Source organism: Mesorhizobium sp. LNHC221B00 (assembly GCF_000502935.1).
GTDB lineage: Bacteria > Pseudomonadota > Alphaproteobacteria > Rhizobiales > Rhizobiaceae > Mesorhizobium > Mesorhizobium opportunistum.
The window spans coordinates 114,736-136,200 of the sequence record NZ_AYWR01000008.1 but is presented as its reverse complement, the minus strand read 5'-3'; the positions used below and the strand labels follow the sequence as shown (position 1 = coordinate 136,200).

Below are 21,465 nucleotides of genomic sequence, written 5' to 3'. Positions count from 1 at the left end.
TCATACACCCAGAACGTCGTGGAGCAGGCTCATGCGGTCCGCCAGCTCGCCGGTCGGGAACCCGGCGACGACCTTGCCGTGCTCCATCAGGTAGAAACGATCGGCGACACGGCTGGCGAAGCGGAAATTCTGCTCGACCAGCAGGATCGTCATGCCGCGTTTTTTCAGCGTCGCCAGCAGCTCGCCGATGCGCTGCACGATGACGGGAGCAAGGCCCTCGGTCGGCTCGTCGAGCAGCAGCATCTTCACACCGGTTCGCAGCATGCGCGCGATCGCCAGCATCTGCTGTTCGCCGCCCGACAGCCGCGTGCCGGGGCTGTTGCGCCGCTCCTTCAGATTGGGGAAGAGATCGAATATCTCCTCGACGCTCATGCCGCCCTTGGCAACGACCGGCGGCAGCACCAGGTTCTCGTCGACCGTCAGCGTGGCGAAGATGCCACGCTCCTCCGGCACGAAGCCGATGCCCTGATGCGCGGTCTTGTGGAGCGGCAGCCGCATCAGGTCCGCGCCGTCGAAAACGACCTTGCCGGTTCGCTTGCGGATCAGCCCCATGATGGCGCGCAGCGTCGTCGTCTTGCCGACGCCGTTGCGGCCGAGCAGCGTGACCGTCTCGCCGGCAAATACTTCCAGATCGACGCCGTGCAGCGCATGGCCCTCGCCATACCAGGCGTTGAGACCGCGGACCGTAAGCAGGGGGGCGGCACTAGTCATCGGCGGTGCCCATATAGGCGACCTTCACTCGCTCGTCGCGGCTGACGGTGGCGTAGTCGCCGGCCGCAAGCACCTCGCCGCGCTGCATGACGGTTATCCAGTCGCAGAGATCGGCCACGACCGTCAGATTGTGCTCGACCATCAGCACAGCGCGGTCGCGCGCCACCGAACGGATGAGGTCGGAAACCGTGGCCACGTCTTCATGCCCCATGCCGGCCATCGGCTCGTCCAGCAGCAGCACTTTCGGATCGAGCGCCAGCGTCGTGGCGATCTCGAGCACGCGTTTCCTGCCATAGGAGAGATCGCCGGCCAGCCTGTTCCTGGCATCGTCGAGACCGACGGAGCGCAACAGCTCCATCGCACGCGGCGTCAACCGGTCGAGTGCCGCCAGCGAGCGCCAGAACTGGACGCCAAGCCCACCCGGTCGCTGCAGCGCGACGCGCACATTGTCGAGCACGCTGAGGTGCGGAAAGATCGCCGATATCTGGAACGAGCGCACCAGCCCCATCCGCGCCACTCTCGCCGGCGAGGTGCGGGTGATGTCGTGGCCGAGCAGTTCGATCCTGCCGCTGGTCGGCGCCAGGAACTTGGTCAGCAGGTTGAAAACGGTGGTCTTGCCGGCGCCGTTGGGTCCGATCAGGGCGTGGATGTTGCCATGGCGGACATCGAGATCGACGTTCTTGACGGCGACGAAGCCGGCGAAATCACGCCGCAACCCGCGGGCGGACAGCACGACAAGCGGCTCGTTTCCGTTGGGGTCGGGCGGCGCCATGGCCGCGCCGATCACTGGGCCGCCGTTGGACAGCCGCTTTCCTTCTCGCTCAGGAAGGCCTCCTTGCCGGGGATGGTGGCGAGGTATTTGTAATAGTCCCAGTCCTTGCTGCTCTCGCTGGGCGCCTTGACCTGGTAGAGATACATGTCATGGACCATGTTGCCGTCCGCCTGCACCTTGCCATTGGTCATCACGGCGTCGTCCACCGGCAGCGAATGCAATTGCTTGGCGACGGCCTCGGTCTCGTCGGTGCCGGCCTTGTCGATCGCCTTTAGATACTGCGTCACCGCCGAATAGGTCGCGGCCTGGATCATGTTCGGCATGCGGTTGGTGCGCTTGAAGAAACGCTGCCCGAACGCGCGGCTCTTGTCGTCGCGATCCCAGTAGTAGCCCTCGGTCAGCACGACGCCTTGCGCCGCCTGGAGGCCCAGCCCATGCACCTCGGCCAGCGTGAACAGAAGGGCCGCAAGGCGCTGGCCGCCCTGGACGATGCCGAATTCGGCCGCCTGCTTGATGGAATTGGAGGTGTCGAGGCCGGCATTCGCCAGCCCGATCACCTTGGCGCCCGAGGACTGCGCCTGGAGCAGGAAGGATGAATGGTCGGTCGCCCCCAGGGGATAGCGCACTTCGCCCAACACCTTGCCGCCATGGGCTTCGACGAACTTGGCGGTCTGCTCCTTGAGCGAATAGCCGAAGGCATAATCGACGGTGACGAAGAACCAGCTGTCGCCACCCTGCTGCACCAGAGAGCCGCCGGTTCCCACCGCCTGCGAATGGGTGTCGTAGGCCCAATGGAAACCGTAGGGCGAGCACTGCTTGCCGGTGAGTTCGGTGGTCGCCGCGCCGGTGACGATGTCGATCTTCTTCTTTTCCTTGGAAATGCCCTGGACGGCGAGCGCGACCGAGGAGGTCGTCAGCTCCATGATGGCATCGACCTGTTCGGTGTCGTACCACTGCCGCGCGATGTTGGAGGCGATGTCCGGCTTGTTCTGGTGATCGGCGCTGATGATCTCGATCGGCGCGCCCTGCACCTTGCCGCCGAAATCCTCGACCGCCATCTTGGCGGCCTCGACCGACCACTTGCCGCCGAAATCGGCATAGACGCCGGACTGGTCGTTGAGGATGCCGATCTTGACCTTGCCATCGGAAATTTCGGCGGCCGAGGCGGGGATCGCGGATGCGGCGAGAAACGCGGCAGAAACGAAATAACATGCCTTCATGGTTCTTCCTCCCATTCGATGAATCCGGCCGCCCCCTACGATCGATCATCTTCAAAGCAATAATGAACATGAGCAAGATGGGAATGCTCGGCAAGGGGCGGTTGCCGATTTCACGTCCGAAGCGGCGCACTTCGGCGGCATTATGCCAGCCGTGAGCGAGCCAGGATTGAACACAACGGTGTGAACCGCCTGGCGGGACACCGGTCGTGCCGAGTTGCCCGAGCTCCGGTCGGCCATGGGGGCGTTGCCGATCGGCTTCGCTCGTCATGTGCTGTTCTTCACATACATATGGCTCGAATCCACGGATTACTGAGGGGAGTTGAGAACCGTGGAGCAGTAGCCACGCCCCAGATGCGAGCGAGGGGGCAAGAGGAGCAGCTATGACAGCAATTCAAACATTTGAGGCGGCCCAGGCAAGCCTGTGTGCTTTTGATATCGATCCCGACAGCCCACCCGCCTTCGTTGCGGCGGAGATCGAGATCGCGATTATCGATGATCGATCGCTGATGTGCGACTGCCTGGCAAGAGGCCTCGCGGAAATCGAACCGGCATTTCGTTTCCAGCATTTCTCGAGCATCGAAACCTTCGACGCGGCAGACATGGAGGAGACCCAAAGGATCTCGACTGTGCTGATGTGCGCCGTGTGGTCAAACTCCGAGGCAGACCACCATCTCGCCCGGATCGCCCACCTCAAGGCGACGAGACCCTGGGTGAGCACCATCATCCTCGCCGATATCGAAAATTTCGACGATGTTCACAAAGCGATCGACAATGGCGCATGCGGCTATGTTCCAACGAGCGTCAGCCTGCAAATCGCAGCCAAGGCGATTCATCTCGTCGCGGCAGGGGGAATTTTCATCCCGCCGAGTGTGCTTTTCCAATCGGCGCAAAACGCCAGGGATGGCCACCAGGCCACCAAATCGCAGGCGCAAGAAGACAATCTTTTCACGTCGCGCCAGATTTCGGTCATAGAAGCACTGCGTCGCGGGAAAGCGAACAAGGTCATCGCCTACGAACTCAACATGTGCGAGAGCACGGTCAAGGTGCATGTTCGCAACATCATGAAAAAACTTCGCGCCCGGAACCGGACCGAGGTGGCCTACATACTGAATACGCCGCCTTATGAGGGCCTCATCAAGAATTGACCGGCGACGAAACAGGACCCCAGAAATGACAATGCCCCGCCGCCTGCACCCGGAAGGGCGAGGCATACGAGGCATGTTTGCCGCCCGGCGATCAGGGCCGGTATTTCGCCTTAGCGAATTCCGTCCGGCGGGTCAGTCAAGCCCTTACCGGCGCGACACGCAACGCCACGGCTCGCCGATCAGCCGTGACGGCTACCTGGCTGTCGCTCTTTGACTGTGTTGGCGGGCATAGGACACACAGGCGTCCACCGTGCTGACACAGAGCGCGTCGCGACTGTTCGGCAAATTGTTGTCGCCGGCATAGGCGACTTCGGCGACGCGGCCGTCGACCATGCGTATTTGCGTGTCGCAATAGCCGCCGGGAGCGACATTGACGGAGCCGCCGACCGTCGGGATCGCACCTAGCGCCAGGGTTGGGACGACAATGCTGAGATTGCCGCGCTGAACGACGCGCTTGTAGGTCCAGATCTGGCCAGACCCGCCTGCGTCCGCGGTGGCGGTCGGAAAGCCCGCGCACATTCGAACATCGGCTTCGCTGAGGCCCACCATCTCCTTGCGAGCCGCCGCCGTCGTGGGGTCAACCTTGGCGATGCGCGATGTATCGTCGGGTATGACGCAGGAGGACTGGACGCCGACGACAAGAACAGGAAGGACAAGCTTTCTAATACAGGAAAATGTCATACCGATTTGTCGGATTTGCCCTGTTGGGGATTGCGTAGCGCCCGGCCGCGCTCTTTACCTAGGCAAGCAGGCGAGCGGATCAACCAGTGCAGCTTCACGAAAAAGTGGCCGACAACATCAAGGTTTGCGCGTCACGAGACGTGGCGCCGCACCAAATCAATGCCCTTGCAACTGCCTGCGGCGCCAAGCGGCGGGTGCTTCGCCGACCCGTTCGCGGAAGAAGCGTGAGAAGTAGGCCGGATCGTCGAAGCCGATCTCGTAGGCGATGTCCTCGACGGTGCGGACGGTGAACAGGAGCAGCCGCTTGGCCTCCAGCAGCCGCCGCTCGCCGACGACGCGCTTGACGCCGCTGCCCAGCACCGCGCGGCTGGCCTTGTCGAGAAGATGCGGCGTCGTGGCCAGCGCTTCGACGTAGCGGCCAACCGGCCAGTCGTCACGGAAATGCGCGTCGATGAGACGGCGCAAACCCTGCGCAAGCAAGGCTTCAGAAGAGCCTGTGGCGTCCATCACCTCGGGGCCGAGACGCGCGATGTGGGAGAGGGCGACGGCGATCAGCGACGGCAAGGTCTTGTCGTTGCCGGCCTGCGCTTCGGTGTATTCGGCGGCAATCATGTCCAGCACCGCCGCCAGCCGTTTCCAGGCGGCGTGCTGCGGCAGGCCGTCGGCGAAGACCGGCCTGTCCAGCGGCAGCAGGCTGTGCGCTTCTATCGCCGCGAGCGCATCGTCGGCGACGGAAACGACTGTCGCGTCGGTGCCGGGGCCGATCGAGAAGCCATGCACGACATTACTCGGCACAAAGCTGACGGCAGGCGCCGAAAAGTCCCAGGATTGGTCCTCGATGCGATAGGTGCCGGAGCCGCTGGTCCAGTAGGTGATCTGGCCCATCTGCGGATGCTTGTGCGCAGCGACCTGGCCGAGGTGGATGTTGCTGCGTGCAAGCACTGTCTCGACATGCAGGAAACCGACATCGAGCGGCCGGACGGGCTCGCCATAGACGAAGAAATCGGGGATGGAGTTCTGGCTCATGACGCCGGAAAAAGTCCAATCGGTTTTGCCGTTCCGTCCATAGCCGATCCTCGGGCCCGACGCTAGGATCGCGAACCAAGTGGAGGAACATCATGCGGTCAGAAGATTTCCGTGCCGACAGAGCGCGCCCGTTCACGGGCGCCGAATATCTTGAGAGCCTGCGCGACGGCCGCGAGGTCTATATCAACGGCGAACGCATCCCCGACGTCACCACGCATCCGGCGATGCGCAATTCGGCGCGGTCGCTGGCACGCCTCTACGACGCGTTGCATGACTCTAGGCGGCGCGAGACTCTGACTTCGGCCACCGACACCGGATCGGGCGGCTACACCCACAAATATTTCCGTGTCGCCAAATCCTCAGGCGAACTCGTCGCCCAACAGACAGCGATCGCCGAGTGGTCGCGCATGTCCTATGGCTGGATGGGACGCACGCCAGACTACAAGGCGGCGCTGATGAACACGCTCGGCGCCAATGCCGACTGGTACGGACCGTTCAAGAACAATGCGCTCGCCTGGCACAGCAGAGCCCAGGAAGCCGTGCTGTTCATGAACCATGCCATCGTCAACCCACCGATCGACCGCCACAAGCCGGCGGAGCAGGTGAAGGACGTTTTCGTCCACATCACCAAGGAGACCGATGCCGGCATCTACGTCTCCGGCGCCAAGGTGGTGGCAACGTCCTCGGCGCTGACACATTACAATTTCCTGGCGCAAAGCTCAGCGACGGTCACCGAGGATCCGTCGCTGTCGGTGATGTTCATCGTGCCGATGAACGCGCCGGGGATAAAGATGTTCTGCCGCGTCTCCTATGAGCAGACGGCCAACACGGTGGCGTCACCGTTCGACTATCCGCTGTCGTCGCGCTTCGACGAGAACGACGCGATCCTGGTGCTCGACAATGTCTTCATCCCCTGGGAGGACGTTCTGGTGCTGCGTGACGCGCAGAAGATCCTGTCGTTCCATCCGGCGTCGGGCTTCATGCACGGCTACTGCTTCCAGGGCTGCACGCGCTTTGCCGTCAAGCTCGACTTCCTCGCCGGCCTGCTGGCCAAGGCGCTGCGCGCCACCGGCGGCGATGCGTTCCGCGGCAACCAGGCGGCACTGGGCGAGGTTATCGCGCTCCGGCACATGTTCTGGAGCTTTTCCAACGCCATGGCCTACAATCCGATCCCGTGGGCGAATGGCGCGGTGCTGCCCAATCTGGAAGCCGCATTGGCCTACCGCACCTTCATGTCGGAAGCTTATCCGCGCGTCATCGACACCGTGCGCCGGGTGATCGCGTCCGGGCTGATCTACCTGCCGTCGTCGGTGCGCGACTTCAAGAATCCCGAGATCGACAAATATCTGGCGCAATATGTGCGCGGCTCCAATGACATGGGCCATGTCGAGCGCATCAAGATCATGAAGCTGCTGTGGGACGCGACCGGCACCGAATTCGGCGGCCGCCACGCGCTCTATGAGTTGAACTATGCCGGTGCGCCGGAAGAGGTGCGGCTGCAGGTGCTGAAGGGCGCCGAACGCGGCGGCCGGCTGAAGGCGATGGAGGAACTGGTCGACACCTGCATGGCCGACTATGACGAGAACGGCTGGACGGGCGATACCTGGCTCAATCCGCTTCCCGCCTCGGCCGGGTGAACGCCGATGGCCACGCAGATTTCGAAAGCCGATTTCCGCGACGCCATGGCAAGGGTCTGCGCGCCGGTCAACATCGTCACCACCGATGGCCCGGCGGGGCGCGGCGGCTTCACGGCCACCGCCATGTGCAGCGTCTCCGACGAGCCGCCGACGCTGCTGGTGTGCATGAACGGACGTTCGGCGCAGGCCGCCATGTTCCTCGCCAACCGGCGCTTCTGCGTGAACGTGCTGACGCATGACCATATGCATCTGGCGGGAAAGTTTGCCGGCGCGACCAAGGACATGGAAGCGCGCTATTCGGCGGCGCGCTGGCAGACGCTGACGTCGGGCACGCCGGCGCTGTCGGACGCGATCGTCAATTTCGATTGCGAGATCGAGGACGTGCATATCGTCGGCACGCACAATGTGATGATCGGCCGCGTCATCGATGTCAGGCACGGCAGCGGCGGCTCGGCGCTGCTCTACGTTGATCGGAATTATACGCAGCCGACGCGGTTGGGGAGCTTTGGCGGGTGAGGACAATTGATGGCGCTGACGGGGAATGGAGGCGAAGCCTTCCAAACGTCGTCATCCACGGGCGAAGCAGGAGCGAAGCTCCGTCGCGAAGACCCGAGGATGACGAAGTGAGGGGCACTGCAGCCAATTTCCAAGGTTGCGGCGCCAACAAACCGTTAAAACTTCTGTGGCGACCCGTCAGAGATCAGCTCTCGCCGTCGATCAGGGTTTCCAGGAGATCGAGCAGCTGCTCCAGCCGCTCATGGCCAAAGCGGCGTTCGATGTCGTCATAGATGACGCGGCGTTCGGGCGACAGGGCATCGATCAGGGCGGAACCCGCCGGGGCGATTGTCAGGACGACGCGGCGGCCGTCGCCTTCGGCCTTGTTGCGGGTGATGAATTTGCGTCCCTCGAGCGCCTTGATGATGCGTGTCAGGCTGGGCGGCAGCACCGACGCGCGGTCGGCAAGCTCCGTCGCCTCGACCGGGCCGGCTTCGCTCAGCACGCGCAGCACGCGCCATTGCTGTTCGGTGACGTCATGGGCGGCAAGCATGGGACGAAACCGCGCCATCACCACTTCACGGGCGTGAAGCAATGCCATCGGCAGGGAGCGACGAGTATTTTCCGGCAGCAAGTGAAATTCTCTCCAACGCTGGCTCGCGATTGGTGGCGGGCTTTGCCCAGCAGCGCTGGCCCTCAGTGCCCGTCACCGTCATCCCGTATCGTCGTGCCAAGCCCGATGCAAGACTTGACTTCGGTGGGATCGCATGTAATTAACGCGTTAATTATAACAAAGCAATGTTCCAGGGAGCGAGACGCGGTGCCTCACTTCTCCATCGAGTATTCGGCCAATCTCGCTGCCAAGGTCGATATGGGCGAATTATGCGCGCTGGTATTGCGCGCGGTGCTGGACACCGGGCTGTTCGAGACCGGCGCCGTGAGGGTGCGGGCCTTTCGCGCCGACGCCTATGCGATTGCCGACAGGCAGCCGGAAAACGCCTTCCTCGACATGTCGTTTCGCATCGGCACCGGCCGCAGCGCCGAGGACAAGAAACGGACAGGAGAAGCCATCTTCGCGGCCGTAAGCGAATATCTGGCAGCGCTGTTCGAGACGCCGCATTTCGCCTTGTCGCTGGAGATCAGGGAAATCGACCCAGTGCTGAGCTGGAAGAAAAACGCAATCCACCCGCGGCTGCGCGGCAAGTGACGGAAGCTGATATGTCCGATCTCGAAGGCAATCTGAAAAAGGCCGAGGCCTATCTGGCCCGCTTCAAGCGCGACGGCGTGCTGAACCAGATCGGCGGCGAGGCGGTGCCGGCCGCCGACGGCTCGACCTTCGAAACCATGTCGCCGGTCGATTTGAAGCCGCTGGCCAAGGTCGCACGCGGGGGCGCCGCCGATATCGACCGCGCCGCCAAGGCGGCTAAGGCGGCGTTCCCGGCCTGGGCCGCCATGCCCGGCGAAGCGCGCAAGAAGCTGCTGCATAAAATCGCCGACGCCATCGAGGCACGGGCCGAGGAAATCGCCTTCGTCGAATGCATGGATACCGGCCAGGCGCTGAAATTCATGGCCAAGGCGGCGTTGCGCGGCGCGGAGAACTTCCGTTTCTTCGCCGATCGTGCGCCGGAAGCGCGTGACGGCGAGACGCTGCGGACGACAGGCCAGGTCAACATCACCACGCGCGTGCCGATCGGCCCGGTCGGCGTTATCACGCCGTGGAACACGCCGTTCATGCTGTCGACCTGGAAGATCGCGCCCGCGTTGGCGGCCGGCTGTACGGTGGTTCATAAGCCGGCTGAGTTTTCGCCGCTGACCGCACGGCTGCTGGTCGAGATCGCCGAGGAGGCAGGCTTGCCGAAGGGTGTGTGGAACCTGGTCAATGGCCTCGGCGAGCATGCCGGCAAGGCGCTGACCGAGCATCCCGACATCAAGGCGATCGGCTTCGTCGGCGAAAGCCGCACCGGCTCGATGATCATGAAACAGGGCGCCGACACGCTGAAGCGCGTGCATTTCGAACTTGGCGGCAAGAACCCGGTGATCGTGTTCGCCGACGCCGACCTCGAACGTGCGGCAGATGCGGCGGTGTTCATGATCTACTCGCTCAACGGCGAGCGCTGCACCTCGTCATCGCGGCTGCTGGTCGAAGCCTCGGTCTACGACAAGTTCACCGATCTGGTGGCGGAAAAGGCAAAGCGCATCACAATAGGCCATCCGCTAGACCCCAAGACCGTTGTCGGACCGCTGATCCATCCGGTGCATGAGGAAAAGGTGCTGTCCTATATCGCGATCGGCAAATCGGAGGGCGCGGTGGTCGCCGCCGGCGGCGGCAAGTTCGCCGGCCCGGGCGGCGGATGCTATGTCAGCCCGACACTGTTTGTCGGCGCCACCAACACAATGCGCATCGCCCAGGAGGAGATTTTCGGGCCGGTGCTGGCCGCCATCGCCTTCAAGGACGAAGCGGAAGCGCTGGCACTGGCCAACGACACGCAGTACGGCCTGACCGGCTATCTCTGGACCTCGGACGTGACCCGCGCCTTCCGTTTCACCGATGCGCTGGACGCCGGCATGATCTGGGTCAATTCGGAGAATGTGCGGCATCTGCCGACGCCGTTCGGCGGCGTCAAGAACTCCGGCATCGGCCGCGACGGCGGCGACCATTCCTTCGATTTCTACATGGAGACGAAGAACATCGCCTTCGCCACTTCAGCGCACGCAATCCAGAAACTCGGCGGCTGACGGAGGAAATCAGATGCCCTTGCCCAAGCCCAACCTCTATCCCGCCTTCAACATCGTGCGCCTCAGCCATGTCGAGCTGGCCGTCACTGACCTCGCCAGATCGCGCGCGTTCTATGTCGACACGCTCGGCCTGCAGGTCACCGACGAGACATCGGGCGCCATCTACCTGCGCGCCATGGAGGAACGTGGCCATCATTGCATCGTGCTGCGCAAGGCGACGACGCCGGAAGCGCGCGATCTCGGCTTCAAGGTTTTTTCGGACGAGGATCTCGACAGAGCGGTGCATTTCTTCAAGGGCAAGGGCTTGCCGGTGGAATGGGTCGAGCGGCCCTACCAGTCACGCACCTTCCGCACCCGCGACCCGCACGGCATTCCGCTGGAGTTCTATGCCCAGATGGAAAGGCTGCCGCCGATCCACCAGAAATATGCGCTCTACAAAGGCGTCAAGCCGCTGCGCATCGACCACTTCAACTGCTTCTCGCCCAATGTCGACGAGTCCGTCGCCTTCTACAACGAGCTCGGCTTCCGGGTCACCGAATACACCGAGGATGCGGCAACCGGGAAGCTGTGGGCGGCCTGGACGCACCGCAAGGGCGGCGTCCACGACATCGCCTTCACCAATGGCATCGGCCCGCGCCTGCATCATGTCGCCTTCTGGGTGCCGACGCCGCTCAACATCATCGACCTGCTGGACCTCATGGCGACGACCGGTTATCTGCCGAACATCGAACGCGGCCCCGGCCGGCACGGCATTTCCAATGCGTTTTTCCTCTATGTCCGCGACCCGGACAACCACCGCATCGAGATCTACTGCTCGGACTACCAGACGGTCGATCCGGATCTTGAGCCAATCAAGTGGGACCTCAAGGATCCGCAGCGCCAGACGCTGTGGGGCGCACCGGCGCCGAAAAGCTGGTTCGAGGAGGGTAGCACCTTCGCCGGCGCGGCGGCACGCCAGCCGGATCTGACGGCGTCGCCGATCATTGCGCCGTGATGGGATTTTAGAGATGTCAGCGTTCTACGGCGCCCCCCTCTGTCCTGCCGGACATCTCCCCCTCAAGGGGGGAGATTGGCTGGCCTTCCGGCCCGCGATCTTCTCGCAACGCTGGAAGTTGGCGAAAGCAGAGACAAAATCCAATCTCCCCCCAAGAGGGGGAGATGTCCGGCAGGACAGAGGGGGACGCCGTAGAACTCTGTCCCTGCAGACATCCATCGCCACCACCGGAGCCGCAGCATGACCCCGCCCCGGCTCGCCACCTTCACCGCCGGCGGCAAGACGCGCTATGGCGCGGTCACCGGCAAGGGCGTCGTCGACCTGTCGGTCCGCTACGCCCAGTGGCCGACATTGCGCGAAGTGATCGAGGCCGGCGCCTTGCGGCGGCTGGGGGAAGAGGCCGAGGCGTTCGCCGCCGATTTCCCGCTCGACGCCATCGCCTACGACATCCCGATCCCCTCGCCGGAGAAGATCATCTGCGTCGGCGTCAATTATCCGGACCGCAACGAGGAGTACAAGGACGGCCAGGTGGCGCCGTCGAATCCCTCGCTGTTCATCCGCTTTCCGCGCTCCTTCGTCGGCCATAACGCGCCGCTGGTGCGGCCGCCGGACTCTTTGCAACTCGACTATGAGGGCGAGATCGTCATCGTGATCGGCAAGGGCGGTCGGCGCATCGCCGAGACCGATGCGCTCGGCCACATTGCGGCGCTGTCGCTGTGCAACGAAGGCACCATCCGCGACTGGGTGCGGCATGCCAAGTTCAACGTCACGCAAGGCAAAAATTTCGACCGCAGCGGCTCGATCGGCCCGTGGCTGGTGCCGTTCACGGATGAGGCGCAGATCGCCGATATTGAGCTCTCCACCCGCGTCAATGGCGAGATCCGCCAGCAGGACCGCACCAGCCGGATGATCTTTCCCTTCCGCAAGATCATCAACTACATCTCGACCTTCACCACGCTGGTGCCGGGCGATATCATCGTCACCGGCACGCCGACCGGCGCCGGCGCCCGTTTCGATCCGCCGATCTGGCTGAAGCCGGGCGATGTGATCGAGGTCGAGGCCGAGGGCATCGGTCTGCTTCGCAACGGTGTCGTCGACGAGGCAAGCATATGACCCCCGAGCAAGTCGAAGACGCCGCGGCGCGGCTGTTCGAGGCTGAGCGGTCGCGCCGGCAGATCCGGCTGCTCAGCCTCGATTACCCGCAAGCGACCATGGAGGACGCCTACCGCGTCCAGGCGGCGCTGGTGGCACGCAAGATCGGCGCCGGGCTGAAGCCGAGGGGCTGGAAGATCGGACTGACCTCCAAGGCGATGCAGTATGCGCTGGCGATCGACATCCCGGATTCGGGCGTGCTGTTCGACGACATGTTCTTCAGCGACGGCGCGACGGTCCCGGCCGGCCGTTTCATCCAGCCGCGCGTCGAGGCCGAGATCGCCTTCGTCATGAAGGCGCCGCTGAAGGGGCCCGGCGTGACCCTCTTCGACGTACTCAACGCCACCGACTACATCACGCCGGCGCTCGAAATCCTCGACACCCGCATCGAACGCATCAACGCCGAGACCAACAAGGTACGCACCTTCTTCGACACGATTTCCGATAACGCCGCCAATGCCGGCATCGTCATGGGCGGCAGGCCGCAGCGGCCCGATGAAGCCGACATGCGTTGGATCGGCGCCATCGTCTCGCGCAATGCCGAGGTCGAGGAGACCGGGCTTGGCGCCGGCGTGCTCAACCATCCGGCGATGGGCATCGCCTGGCTGGCGGACCGGCTCGCCCGCTACGGCATGTCGATCGCGGCTGGCGAAGTGGTGCTGTCAGGATCCTTCGTGCGGCCGGTCGAAGCGCGGCCCGGCGACACCATCGTTGCCGATTTCGGCAGTTCGGGAACGGTCAGCATCCATTTCGCGAAGAGCTGACGCCGCAGTCGCCAGCAGCCCTCACATGCCCCGCAGGTAAGCCGCCACCACGTCGGCGGCGATGGCCGAGATGCGCATGCCGGCATTCCTGTTGACGTCACCCTCGACGCGGCTCTGCACCCAGCCGAGGAAAGCGAAGGCCCGCAGTGCCGAAAACAGCGGCAAGGACGCGATGTCCTCCGGCGTCAGGTCTCGCTCCTGGCGGTAGCCGTCGAGCAGCGACGCCTCGATCAGCGGATAGATCGCTTCGTGGCGGTTCTGGTAGAGTGCCACGGCAAGATCGTAGACGTGCCAGCCATGGCCGCAATCGTCGAAGTCGATGATCTGGATGGCGTCGCCGTCGAGCAGAACGTTCTCGCGCACCAGATCGGCATGGATCAGGCCGAAATTGCGCGCGCTGCGCTCATGCCGCGATAGCGCCGCGACCGCCTTCTCGTGCGCACGGAACACCAGTTCGCGGCTGGTATCGTCGAGAAACGGGCAGGTTTCGAAACGGCCCCATATGGGGGTCGCACCGAAAAAGCCGTCGAAATCCCAGGCATGACGGGCAAAGCCCGGCGGCGTCGCCCAGCCGGCGGCGGCATTGTGCATGCGGGCGATGGTTCGCCCGATGGCCGTGAATACCTGCCTTGCCTGTTCGGGCGCATAGCCGAGCGGCACGCCGCGCGCGCCGACAGCGCGGCCTTCCAGCCAGCTCAGACAATCGACCTGACGCGGCGCCGCTGTGCCGGTGCCGACCGGCACGAACAGATCGCCGTTCAACGCCGGCACCGGGGACGGTGTGGCGACCCCGGCCGATTGCAGGAAGCCCATCCACTGCAATTCCGAAGACAGCGCGGCATCCGAGTGATAGCCCGGCCTATGGATGCGCATGGCGGCCGGCTGGCCATCGGGCAAGCGAATGCGGAAGACCGCATTCTCGCGGTATTTCAGCAGTTCCGGTTCACCATCGCGAACGCCCCAATGTTCGAGCGCACGCCTGGCAAGCTCGGTGACATCCGCTTCCGTCTCGGGCTCCGATTGCGCGAAAACAGCGCTCACGCCGTAACCCCGCCGACTTCTTCAAGCACTTCGTCCAGGGCTCCAATCAAGAGATCGGCATTGTCGCGCGAAAACGGCATTGGCGGGCGTATCTTCAGCACGTTGCCATGAATGCCGGTCTTGCCCATCAACACGCCGCGATGGCGCATCGCGTTGATGACACGCCCGGCAATGTCAGGCGCAGGCTCGCGGGTCTCGCGGTCATGAACCAGCTCGGCGCCGAAGAACAAGCCCGCGCCCCTGACCTCGCCAATGCATTCGTGGCGGTCGGCCAGCGGGCGCAGCAGCCCGAGTGCATGGGCGCCGACGTCGCGCGCATTGCCGACGAGGTTCTCCTGCTCGATGACATCGAGCACCGCGCTAGCCACGGCGCAGGAAACCGGGTTACCGCCAAAGGTGTTGAAGTAACGGAAGGCATTGCGGAAGGTCGCCAGTAGGTCCCCGGTGGCGACGACGGCGGCGACCGGATGGCCGTTGCCCATCGGCTTGCCCATGGTGACGATGTCGGGGGTGAAGCCGGCCCGCTGATGGCCCCAGAAATGGCTGCCGGTGCGGCCGAAGCCGGGCTGCACTTCGTCGGCGATGAGCAGCCCGCCGGCGTCGCGCACCGCTGCCACGGCGTCGTCGAAGAAGCCGCTGGGCAGTGTCGGGAAGCCTTCATTGGCGAGCAGCGGACACAGGATCATTCCGGACAGGCCAATGCCGTCCTTCGCCAGCGAGGCAATGGCCTCGCGCACCGCTTCGCCAAAGGCCTTGCCGTCGGCCATCGTATCGGGATGGCGATAGCTGTCGGGTGCCGGCACCAGCCTGACGTACGGAGCGCGGCCGCCGACCGGCGGCATGCGGGTCGAGAGCTGCGAAACCGCCGTGGTGTTGCCGTGATAGGTGGCGTCGGTGGCAATGATGCCCATCTGGCCCGATGCCGCCTGCGCCATGCGCAGCGCGATGTCGTTCGCCTCGCTGCCGGTGCAGGTCAGGATGGCGGTGGAAAGGCTTGCATCGAACGTCGCCGTCAACCGCTCGACATAATCGAGGATGGCGGTGTGCAGATAGCGCGTGTGGGTGTTGAGCAGGCTCGCCTGCCGGGACAGCGCCTCGACCACATGCGGGTGGCAGTGGCCGACATGGGCGACATTGTTGTAGGCATCGAGATATTTGCGGCCGTCGGCGTCGTAGAGCCAGACGCCTTCGCCGCGCACGAGGTGCACGGGCTCGTCGTAGAACAATTGCGACTTGGCGCCGAGCAGGCGGCCGCGCCGGCCAACCAAGGTTTCCTCGGTGATCTTCTTCTGCGATTGAGTCATCTGTCGGTCCCAAAGCCTCGTTGTATGCAATTGTCCGTCAGAGCTTCGACAGGCCTGCGTCGATTGCCTCGCCGATTTTGGCGACGTCGGCGGCGCTGATGATCAGCGGCGGCGACAGGATGATGTTGTTGCCGGACACGCGCAGCATGACGCCGGCCTCATAGGCCGCCTCCGAGACCACGGCCATGGCCTTCTTGTCGGATGGCTTTTTCGTCGCGCGATCCGAGACCAGCTCGACCGCCGCCATCAAGCCCTTGTACCTGACATCGCCAACGATCTCGTGCTTCGCCTTCAGGCCTTCGAGCACGGCCGCAAGTTCGCCACCGCGCGCGGCGGCGTTGTCGTTCAGGCGAAGCCGTTTGGTTTCGGCAAGCGCCGCCAGTCCCGCGGCACAGCCGACCGGGTGGCCGGAATAGGTGTAGCCGTGGCCGATCGCCCCGAAGCTGGTCTTGTCGGCCTCGAAGACATCGGCGACCTTGCCACCTATCAGCGTGGCACCGAGCGGGAAATAGCCCGAGGTGATCGCCTTGGCGATGGTCATGAAATCCGGCTTCACGCCCGAGAGCCGCGAGCCCGCCCAGGCGCCGGTGCGGCCGAAGCCGGTGACCACCTCGTCGGCGATCAGCAGGATTTCGTGGCGGTCGCAGATCTCGCGCACCAGCGGCATGAAGCTTTCATGCGGAACGATGACGCCGCCGGCGCCGAGCACCGGCTCCATGATGAAAGCGGCGATGGTGTCGCCACCCTGGAAAGCGATCTCGTCTTCCAGCGCCTTGGCGCATAGTTTCGCCAGCCTTGCCGGATCGGTCTCGTCGAAGGGGTTGCGGAAGGTCCAGGGTGCGGGAATGTGGAAGACGCCGGGCAGCAGCGGCTCGTAGTTGCGGCGGAAATTGGCGTTGCCGTTGACCGAGGCGGCACCGAAATGCGTGCCGTGATAGCCCTTCTTCAGCGCAAGGAATTTCGTCCGGTCGCCCTGGCCGCGGATCTTCCAGTATTGCCGGGCGAGCCGCAGCGCCGTCTCGACCGAATCCGAACCGCCCGAGGTGAAGAAGGTCCGCACCATGCCTTCCGGCGCGAACCATTCAGAGAGTTCGTAGGCGAGCTCGATCGACGGTCCGGTCGAGGTGCCGCGAAAGCCCGAATAGTAGGGCAGCGCGCCGAGCTGGTCGGCGATCGCCTTCTTGATGGGATCGCAGCTGTAGCCGAGGTTGACGTTCCACAGGCCGCCGACGGCATCGAGCACGCTGTTGCCGTCGATGTCCGTCACGGTGACGCCCTCACCCTTCATGATCACCTTTGGCGGGTTGGCCCGCATCTCGGCCGGGTGTGCCATCGGATGCCAGATCGGCTTGGCGTTTGTCTCGGTGAGGAAATTGATGTCGCGCATGACAGGCTCCGAAAATGGTTCTCAGACGGCGGGGACGAGGTCGAAATGGCCGAGTGCCTCGGCGTAGGAAAATGCCGGCCGGGCAACGTCGAAATGAACCGTGCGCATGCCGGCGGCACGGCCGCCATCGATATTGCGCTGCTGGTCGTCGACGAACACGCAGGCGCCGGCGGGCAGGCCGAGCGCCTCGGTGACGAAGGCATAGGCGCGCGTGTCGGGCTTGAGGATGCCGGTATGGGTGGCGTCTACGATCACATCGAACAGGCCGAGCAGCGGCAGTCTTTGACGGAAGCCGGCGCCATAGAACAGGTCGAGTTCGTTGGACAGGATCGCCAGGCGAAAGCCGGCCGCATGGACGGCGCGGATGGCGCTGTCGGCCTCGGGCCGTACCACCTTTTCCGGCTCGGCGCCGCGGGCGCGCTGGACGAAAGTTTCCATCGCCTGCCAGTCCTCGCCGACGAGCCGGCCGACCTCGCTGGTGCGGGTGCGCCAATAATCGCGCTCGCTGATCTCGTCGGCCTGCATCGCACGCCACAGCGGGTCACTGGCCGGATCGAACGGCCCGCGCCATTGCAGCGTTCCGGGCTTCAGGCCGAGCGCCTGCTCGGTCAACGCATGGGTTTCGAACAGCGTTCGCGTGACGACGCCGCCGAAATCAAGGACAAGCGCCTGGGCCGGGACAGCGCTCACGCGGCCACTCCCTTGGCAGGGGCACCGCGCGGGACAATGCCTTCCTCGACCCAGCGGTCGAAGATCTCGAGCGCCTTGCCGACGAAGGCGTCGCTGTTGATGTGGGCGTCGATCTCGTGGAACTCGACCCCGGGAGGAATAGCCTTGCGCATTTCGTCGACGAAGGCGGCAAGCGCTTGCGGCTCGTAAAGCGGCTCGCCCTGCATGTCCCATTCCTGTATGCCGCCCGAAGGCAGGATGAAGGCGGAGCGGCCCTTCGACGCGCCGAGCTTGGCGGCGATGGTCCTGGCGACCTGGCGGCGATCATCGGCATCGACGGTGACAGAGGCAATCAGCCTGTTATGGGCGTGAAACGGACGCTGCGAAAATTTAGCCGGCAAATCCTGCCAGGTCGGCAGATCGACCATATCCACGGCGCCCGGTGCCACGACCTGGGGGATGCCACGGGCGCCGGCGTTTTCCAACCGGTCGGCGCCGGAGCTGACGACGGAGCCGGCAAGATGGTTGGTGATTTCCTGCAGGCTGAAGTCGAACACCGCGCAGAAATGATCCTGGCCGGCAATCGATTCGAAGGCTCTGCCGCCCATTCCGGTGGTGTGGAAGACGGCGACGTCATAGCCGCGCCGTTCCAGCGCCGGCTTCAGCGTCTTCATGTAGCGCAGGCAGCTGCCGCCGAGCGAGGTCATGCCGATGGTCGGCCCGAGAGCCGGCGCCGACGCGCGTGACGCAAGCACGATCCGGGCCGCGCCGACGACCGCGCCGCAGGCCTGCGACAGGACCAGCTTGCTGATGTTGTTGAGGCCGTAGAGCCCTCCTGCCCAGAGGATCATCATCAGGTCGGGCGCGACGCGCTCGGGCGGGATCAGGTGCGAATAGGCGATGGTCGAGACGACGAATTTGGGCACGCCGAGTGGCAGGCTGAGCGCGACGTCGAGCGCCAGATCGGTGCCCATCGAACCGCCGATGGCGACGAAGGCGTCGATCTCGCCGCGCTGGTGGAGTTGGCGCACCAGTTGCACCGCGCCGCCGGCCATCAGCGTCATGGCGGTGTTTTCGTCACCGCTGGAAACGATCTCCTCGATCGTCACATCGACAGCGCGGGCCACGGCATGCTTGTCGTGATCGGGGCTGTAGGGCGGATCGCCGAGCACGCTGACGTCCATCATGACGGCCCAGCCGCCCGATGCCTCGATGCAGGCTTTCATGAACAGCAGTTCATCGGCCTTGGTGTCGCCGGTGCCGATGACCAGGATGCGGGGCGCGGGATCCACGGGCATTAGGCCTGCCTCCTCAGGGTTTGCAGATTCTCGCCATTGAGACGCATCGAAATCTCCCGTGCCGCGGCGACGGCCGCAATTCCGCGTTCCGCGATATCGGCTGCCGTCGTCCTGGCCTTCGGCGCGGCCACCGCGATGGTGCCGAGCGCGAAGCCGTCCGCCGACAGGATTGCCGCCGCGACTGATATGACGCCTTCTTCCAGGCCCTGGTCGCAGATCGAATAGCCGCGCCCGCGCGCCTCATCCAGGGAGCGGGAGATGGCGGCCGGCTCGATCAACGTATGCGCGGTGAACGCCTCGAGGCGACACGCCAGGCATGCCTTGACGGTCTCCTCCCGGGCGAAGGCCAGATAGACGATGCCGGAGGCGGTCGAATGCAGCGGCAGGAGCTGGCCAATATCGACGTTGACCCGGTTTGCCCGCGTGGGATGCTCGACATGCACGGTGACCAGCCTGTCGATGCCGAATTCCGACAGATGCACCGTCTCGGCCGTGGCACTTGCCAGATCCCGCACCAGCGGCACCGCCGTCTGCAGGAAGGGGAAGCGGGCCTCGCGGATGCGCGCCAGCCGTGACAGACCGGCGCCGAGGCGGTAGTGCCGCGTACCGCCATCCTGCTCGACGAAGCCATGGGCGGTCAGCGCAACCAGCAGCCGCCGCGTCGTCGCCTTGTCGAAGCCCGACCGGCGCGCGAGGTCGGACAGGCCGAGTTCGGGCTCCGCCACGGTGAACAGCTCCAGAAGCGAGATCGCTTTTCCAACCGTACCCAAATTTACCTCCCGGCATTGCCATCCATTCAGAGGCAATCATTTAACGTGTGAATTAACTTGACAGGAAGCCGGTTTGTTTGCAAGTCTATATTCAAAATAAGGGTTCAAATAATGAACCAAACCGCCAGAGCGATATGGGACAGGCCATGCGGCCAGCAAACCGACAACCTGGTTTGCAAACAGGAGGGACCAATGACAGCAGTTTTGGAACAGGCGCCGGCCAACAGGCTGCGCAAGAACAGTCTCGGCGTCGGCGCCATCACCTTCATGGTGATTTCGGCGGCGGCTCCGCTCACGGCGGTGGCCGGCGGCACGCCGCTCGGCATGCTGATGGGCAATGGCGCCGGCTTTGCCGGCACCTACCTCATCGTCACGGTGCTGCTGTTGTTGTTCGCGGTCGGCTACGTCGCCATGTCGCGGCATGTCGGCAATGCCGGCGCCTTTTATGCCTACGCCGCGCGCGGGCTCGGCGGCCTCGCCGGCGGCGCCACGGCGCTGATCGCGATCCTGTCCTACAACGCCATGCAGATCGGCGTCATGGGTCTTTTGGGTGCCGCTACCGCCGGACTGTTCGCCGGCTGGGGCATCAACCTGCCTTGGTGGGTGTGGAGCTTCATCGCCATCGCGCTCGTCGCCGTGCTCGGTTACCGCCAGGTCGACCTATCGGCCAAGATCCTGACGGTGCTGGTTCTCTGCGAATACGCCGTGGTGCTGATCCTCGACATCGCCATCCTCAAGACCGGCGGCGACAGCGGACTGTCGGCCGCACCCTTCAGCTGGAGCCAGATCACCAGCGGTGCGCCAGCGATCGCCATCCTGTTCTGCTTCGCGGCGTTCATCGGCTTCGAGGCAACGACGATCTATGCCGAGGAGGCACGCGATCCCAAGGTCACGATACCGCGCGCCACCTATATCTCCGTGGTGTTGATCGGCGTCTTCTACATGGTCACCGCCTGGCTGATGGCGATCGGCGCAGGTGTCGACAAATTGCTGCCGGCACTGCAGGGCTTGCAGGATCCGACGACGTTCCTGTTCGGCCTGTCCGACCGCTACGCCGGCACGATGCTGTCGCAGGCGATGAGCATCCTGTTCGTGTCGAGCCTGTTCGCCGGCGTGCTGGCGTTCCACAATGCGGTCGCGCGCTACATCTATGTCTCGGGCCGCGAGAAGCTTTTGCCGCAGTCGATCGGCGTGACGCATTCGGCACACCAGAGCCCGCATGTCGCCTCGGTGATCCAGAGCGTTCTGGCGGCCGTCGTCGTCGGTCTGTTCGCCGTGCTCGGCCTCGATCCGGTGCTGGCACTGTTTTCCTGGCTGACCAATGTCGCGACGCTCGGCGTCATCGTCATGATGGCGGTGGCCTCGCTCGCCGTGGTCATGTACTTCCGCGCCAACCCATCGGCGCAGGAAAATGCCGTGAAGACGACCATCCTGCCTGGGCTGACCTTCATCGCCTTCGTCGTCATCATCTATCTGATCGTCATCAATTTCGGCAGCCTGTCGGGGGCCGGCGGCTTCCTCGGCGTGTTCCTGCCGGGGCTGGTGCTGATCGCCGCGGTGGTCGGCCTGCTGCTGGCCGGCGCCTTGAAGAGCCGCGATCCGGTGGCCTTCGAAAGCCTCGGTCTGCCCCTGAAGGATTGAGCGAAACACCGGATCGAGAGAC

General features: G+C 64.3%; 21 protein-coding genes. 9 read left to right on the top strand and 12 right to left on the bottom strand.

What is annotated here, in order from left to right:
- Genes X741_RS153760 through X741_RS153770 form a run of 3 tightly spaced genes read right to left on the bottom strand, consistent with a single transcriptional unit; the run spans position 1 to position 2,703 of the window.
- A complete protein-coding gene (locus tag X741_RS153760; protein WP_023777781.1) occupies positions 1 to 711 on the bottom strand; it encodes an ABC transporter ATP-binding protein in 711 nt (236 codons plus the stop codon).
- On the bottom strand, positions 704 to 1,483 hold the full coding sequence (locus X741_RS153765; RefSeq protein ID WP_031250018.1) for an ABC transporter ATP-binding protein: 780 nt from the start codon (positions 1,481 to 1,483) through the stop codon (positions 704 to 706). The genes X741_RS153760 and X741_RS153765 overlap by 8 nt, the downstream gene beginning before the upstream one ends.
- 11 nt (positions 1,484 to 1,494) lie before the next feature.
- Complete coding sequence (locus X741_RS153770; protein WP_023777779.1) at positions 1,495 to 2,703, bottom strand: ABC transporter substrate-binding protein; 1,209 nt, start codon at positions 2,701 to 2,703, stop codon at positions 1,495 to 1,497.
- A gap of 380 nt (positions 2,704 to 3,083) precedes the next feature.
- Here X741_RS153770 and X741_RS153775 point away from each other — a divergent pair, with 380 nt between their 5' ends.
- Entirely contained in the window at positions 3,084 to 3,848 is a 765-nt protein-coding gene (locus X741_RS153775) for a response regulator transcription factor (protein WP_051410447.1), read from the top strand.
- Between the two features lie 192 nt (positions 3,849 to 4,040).
- Here X741_RS153775 and X741_RS153780 read toward each other — a convergent pair whose 3' ends face one another.
- Both X741_RS153780 and X741_RS153785 read right to left on the bottom strand, forming a co-directional pair.
- A complete protein-coding gene (locus X741_RS153780; protein WP_023777777.1) occupies positions 4,041 to 4,529 on the bottom strand; it encodes a hypothetical protein in 489 nt (162 codons plus the stop codon).
- Between the two features lie 156 nt (positions 4,530 to 4,685).
- Positions 4,686 to 5,555 (bottom strand): helix-turn-helix domain-containing protein, encoded by an 870-nt coding sequence (locus X741_RS153785; RefSeq protein ID WP_023777776.1) that lies wholly within the window; start codon positions 5,553 to 5,555, stop codon positions 4,686 to 4,688.
- Positions 5,556 to 5,647: 92 nt separating this feature from the next.
- Between X741_RS153785 and X741_RS153790 the strand changes: the two genes are divergently transcribed.
- Positions 5,648 to 7,192 carry a 4-hydroxyphenylacetate 3-hydroxylase N-terminal domain-containing protein gene (locus tag X741_RS153790; protein ID WP_023777775.1) on the top strand — a complete coding sequence of 515 codons (1,545 nt, stop codon included), beginning with the start codon at positions 5,648 to 5,650 and terminating at the stop codon, positions 7,190 to 7,192.
- A gap of 6 nt (positions 7,193 to 7,198) precedes the next feature.
- Positions 7,199 to 7,708, top strand: a complete 510-nt coding sequence (locus X741_RS153795; protein WP_013891926.1) for a flavin reductase — start codon at positions 7,199 to 7,201, stop codon at positions 7,706 to 7,708.
- Positions 7,709 to 7,892: 184 nt separating this feature from the next.
- Here the strand turns inward: X741_RS153795 and hpaR are convergent, their stop codons facing one another.
- On the bottom strand, positions 7,893 to 8,288 hold the full coding sequence (hpaR, locus tag X741_RS153800) for a homoprotocatechuate degradation operon regulator HpaR (protein WP_224728766.1): 396 nt from the start codon (positions 8,286 to 8,288) through the stop codon (positions 7,893 to 7,895).
- Between the two features lie 219 nt (positions 8,289 to 8,507).
- Here hpaR and X741_RS153805 point away from each other — a divergent pair, with 219 nt between their 5' ends.
- The 5 genes from X741_RS153805 to hpaH all read left to right on the top strand — a co-directional run bounded on the left by X741_RS153805 (position 8,508) and on the right by hpaH (position 13,333).
- The gene (locus X741_RS153805) at positions 8,508 to 8,894 is read left to right on the top strand and encodes a 5-carboxymethyl-2-hydroxymuconate Delta-isomerase (RefSeq protein WP_023765413.1); all 387 of its coding nucleotides are present in this window, start codon (positions 8,508 to 8,510) and stop codon (positions 8,892 to 8,894) included.
- An 11-nt stretch (positions 8,895 to 8,905) separates the two neighbouring features.
- Positions 8,906 to 10,423, top strand: coding sequence for a 5-carboxymethyl-2-hydroxymuconate semialdehyde dehydrogenase (hpaE, locus tag X741_RS153810; RefSeq protein WP_023777774.1), 1,518 nt, complete (start codon positions 8,906 to 8,908; stop codon positions 10,421 to 10,423).
- Between the two features lie 13 nt (positions 10,424 to 10,436).
- Positions 10,437 to 11,417, top strand: coding sequence for a 3,4-dihydroxyphenylacetate 2,3-dioxygenase (hpaD, locus tag X741_RS153815; RefSeq protein ID WP_023765411.1), 981 nt, complete (start codon positions 10,437 to 10,439; stop codon positions 11,415 to 11,417).
- Positions 11,418 to 11,657: 240 nt separating this feature from the next.
- Positions 11,658 to 12,530, top strand: a complete 873-nt coding sequence (locus X741_RS153820; protein ID WP_023777773.1) for a fumarylacetoacetate hydrolase family protein — start codon at positions 11,658 to 11,660, stop codon at positions 12,528 to 12,530.
- Entirely contained in the window at positions 12,527 to 13,333 is an 807-nt protein-coding gene (gene hpaH, locus X741_RS153825; protein ID WP_023777772.1) for a 2-oxo-hept-4-ene-1,7-dioate hydratase, read from the top strand. Before X741_RS153820 ends, hpaH begins: the two co-directional genes overlap by 4 nt.
- Before the next feature lie 21 nt (positions 13,334 to 13,354).
- Here the strand turns inward: hpaH and X741_RS153830 are convergent, their stop codons facing one another.
- The 6 genes from X741_RS153830 to X741_RS153855 are packed head-to-tail and all read right to left on the bottom strand — an operon-like array spanning position 13,355 to position 19,802.
- Positions 13,355 to 14,374, bottom strand: a complete 1,020-nt coding sequence (locus X741_RS153830) for a phosphotransferase (protein WP_023777771.1) — start codon at positions 14,372 to 14,374, stop codon at positions 13,355 to 13,357.
- Positions 14,371 to 15,678 carry an aminotransferase class III-fold pyridoxal phosphate-dependent enzyme gene (locus tag X741_RS153835; RefSeq protein WP_023777770.1) on the bottom strand — a complete coding sequence of 436 codons (1,308 nt, stop codon included), beginning with the start codon at positions 15,676 to 15,678 and terminating at the stop codon, positions 14,371 to 14,373. The genes X741_RS153830 and X741_RS153835 overlap by 4 nt, the downstream gene beginning before the upstream one ends.
- A 37-nt stretch (positions 15,679 to 15,715) precedes the next feature.
- A complete protein-coding gene (locus X741_RS153840) occupies positions 15,716 to 17,065 on the bottom strand; it encodes an aminotransferase class III-fold pyridoxal phosphate-dependent enzyme (protein ID WP_023777769.1) in 1,350 nt (449 codons plus the stop codon).
- Positions 17,066 to 17,086: 21 nt separating this feature from the next.
- Positions 17,087 to 17,755 carry an HAD-IA family hydrolase gene (locus tag X741_RS153845; protein WP_023777768.1) on the bottom strand — a complete coding sequence of 223 codons (669 nt, stop codon included), beginning with the start codon at positions 17,753 to 17,755 and terminating at the stop codon, positions 17,087 to 17,089.
- Entirely contained in the window at positions 17,752 to 19,032 is a 1,281-nt protein-coding gene (locus tag X741_RS153850; RefSeq protein WP_023777767.1) for a Tm-1-like ATP-binding domain-containing protein, read from the bottom strand. The genes X741_RS153845 and X741_RS153850 overlap by 4 nt, the downstream gene beginning before the upstream one ends.
- Positions 19,032 to 19,802 carry an IclR family transcriptional regulator gene (locus tag X741_RS153855; protein ID WP_023777766.1) on the bottom strand — a complete coding sequence of 257 codons (771 nt, stop codon included), beginning with the start codon at positions 19,800 to 19,802 and terminating at the stop codon, positions 19,032 to 19,034. The genes X741_RS153850 and X741_RS153855 overlap by 1 nt, the downstream gene beginning before the upstream one ends.
- A gap of 192 nt (positions 19,803 to 19,994) precedes the next feature.
- Between X741_RS153855 and X741_RS153860 the strand changes: the two genes are divergently transcribed.
- The gene (locus X741_RS153860) at positions 19,995 to 21,443 is read left to right on the top strand and encodes an APC family permease (protein WP_023777765.1); all 1,449 of its coding nucleotides are present in this window, start codon (positions 19,995 to 19,997) and stop codon (positions 21,441 to 21,443) included.
- The last annotated feature ends 22 nt before the right edge of the window (positions 21,444 to 21,465 follow it).

Coding starts and splice junctions, on each gene's coding strand:
- X741_RS153760 (WP_023777781.1), bottom strand. CDS start 711: ATGACTAGTGCCGCCCCCCTGCTTACGGTCCGCGGTCTCAACGCCTGG.
- X741_RS153765 (WP_031250018.1), bottom strand. CDS start 1,483: ATGGCGCCGCCCGACCCCAACGGAAACGAGCCGCTTGTCGTGCTGTCC.
- X741_RS153770 (WP_023777779.1), bottom strand. CDS start 2,703: ATGAAGGCATGTTATTTCGTTTCTGCCGCGTTTCTCGCCGCATCCGCG.
- X741_RS153775 (WP_051410447.1), top strand. CDS start 3,084: ATGACAGCAATTCAAACATTTGAGGCGGCCCAGGCAAGCCTGTGTGCT.
- X741_RS153780 (WP_023777777.1), bottom strand. CDS start 4,529: ATGACATTTTCCTGTATTAGAAAGCTTGTCCTTCCTGTTCTTGTCGTC.
- X741_RS153785 (WP_023777776.1), bottom strand. CDS start 5,555: ATGAGCCAGAACTCCATCCCCGATTTCTTCGTCTATGGCGAGCCCGTC.
- X741_RS153790 (WP_023777775.1), top strand. CDS start 5,648: ATGCGGTCAGAAGATTTCCGTGCCGACAGAGCGCGCCCGTTCACGGGC.
- X741_RS153795 (WP_013891926.1), top strand. CDS start 7,199: ATGGCCACGCAGATTTCGAAAGCCGATTTCCGCGACGCCATGGCAAGG.
- hpaR (WP_224728766.1), bottom strand. CDS start 8,288: ATGGCATTGCTTCACGCCCGTGAAGTGGTGATGGCGCGGTTTCGTCCC.
- hpaE (WP_023777774.1), top strand. CDS start 8,906: ATGTCCGATCTCGAAGGCAATCTGAAAAAGGCCGAGGCCTATCTGGCC.
- hpaD (WP_023765411.1), top strand. CDS start 10,437: ATGCCCTTGCCCAAGCCCAACCTCTATCCCGCCTTCAACATCGTGCGC.
- X741_RS153820 (WP_023777773.1), top strand. CDS start 11,658: ATGACCCCGCCCCGGCTCGCCACCTTCACCGCCGGCGGCAAGACGCGC.
- hpaH (WP_023777772.1), top strand. CDS start 12,527: ATGACCCCCGAGCAAGTCGAAGACGCCGCGGCGCGGCTGTTCGAGGCT.
- X741_RS153835 (WP_023777770.1), bottom strand. CDS start 15,678: ATGACTCAATCGCAGAAGAAGATCACCGAGGAAACCTTGGTTGGCCGG.
- X741_RS153840 (WP_023777769.1), bottom strand. CDS start 17,065: ATGCGCGACATCAATTTCCTCACCGAGACAAACGCCAAGCCGATCTGG.
- X741_RS153850 (WP_023777767.1), bottom strand. CDS start 19,032: ATGCCCGTGGATCCCGCGCCCCGCATCCTGGTCATCGGCACCGGCGAC.
- X741_RS153860 (WP_023777765.1), top strand. CDS start 19,995: ATGACAGCAGTTTTGGAACAGGCGCCGGCCAACAGGCTGCGCAAGAAC.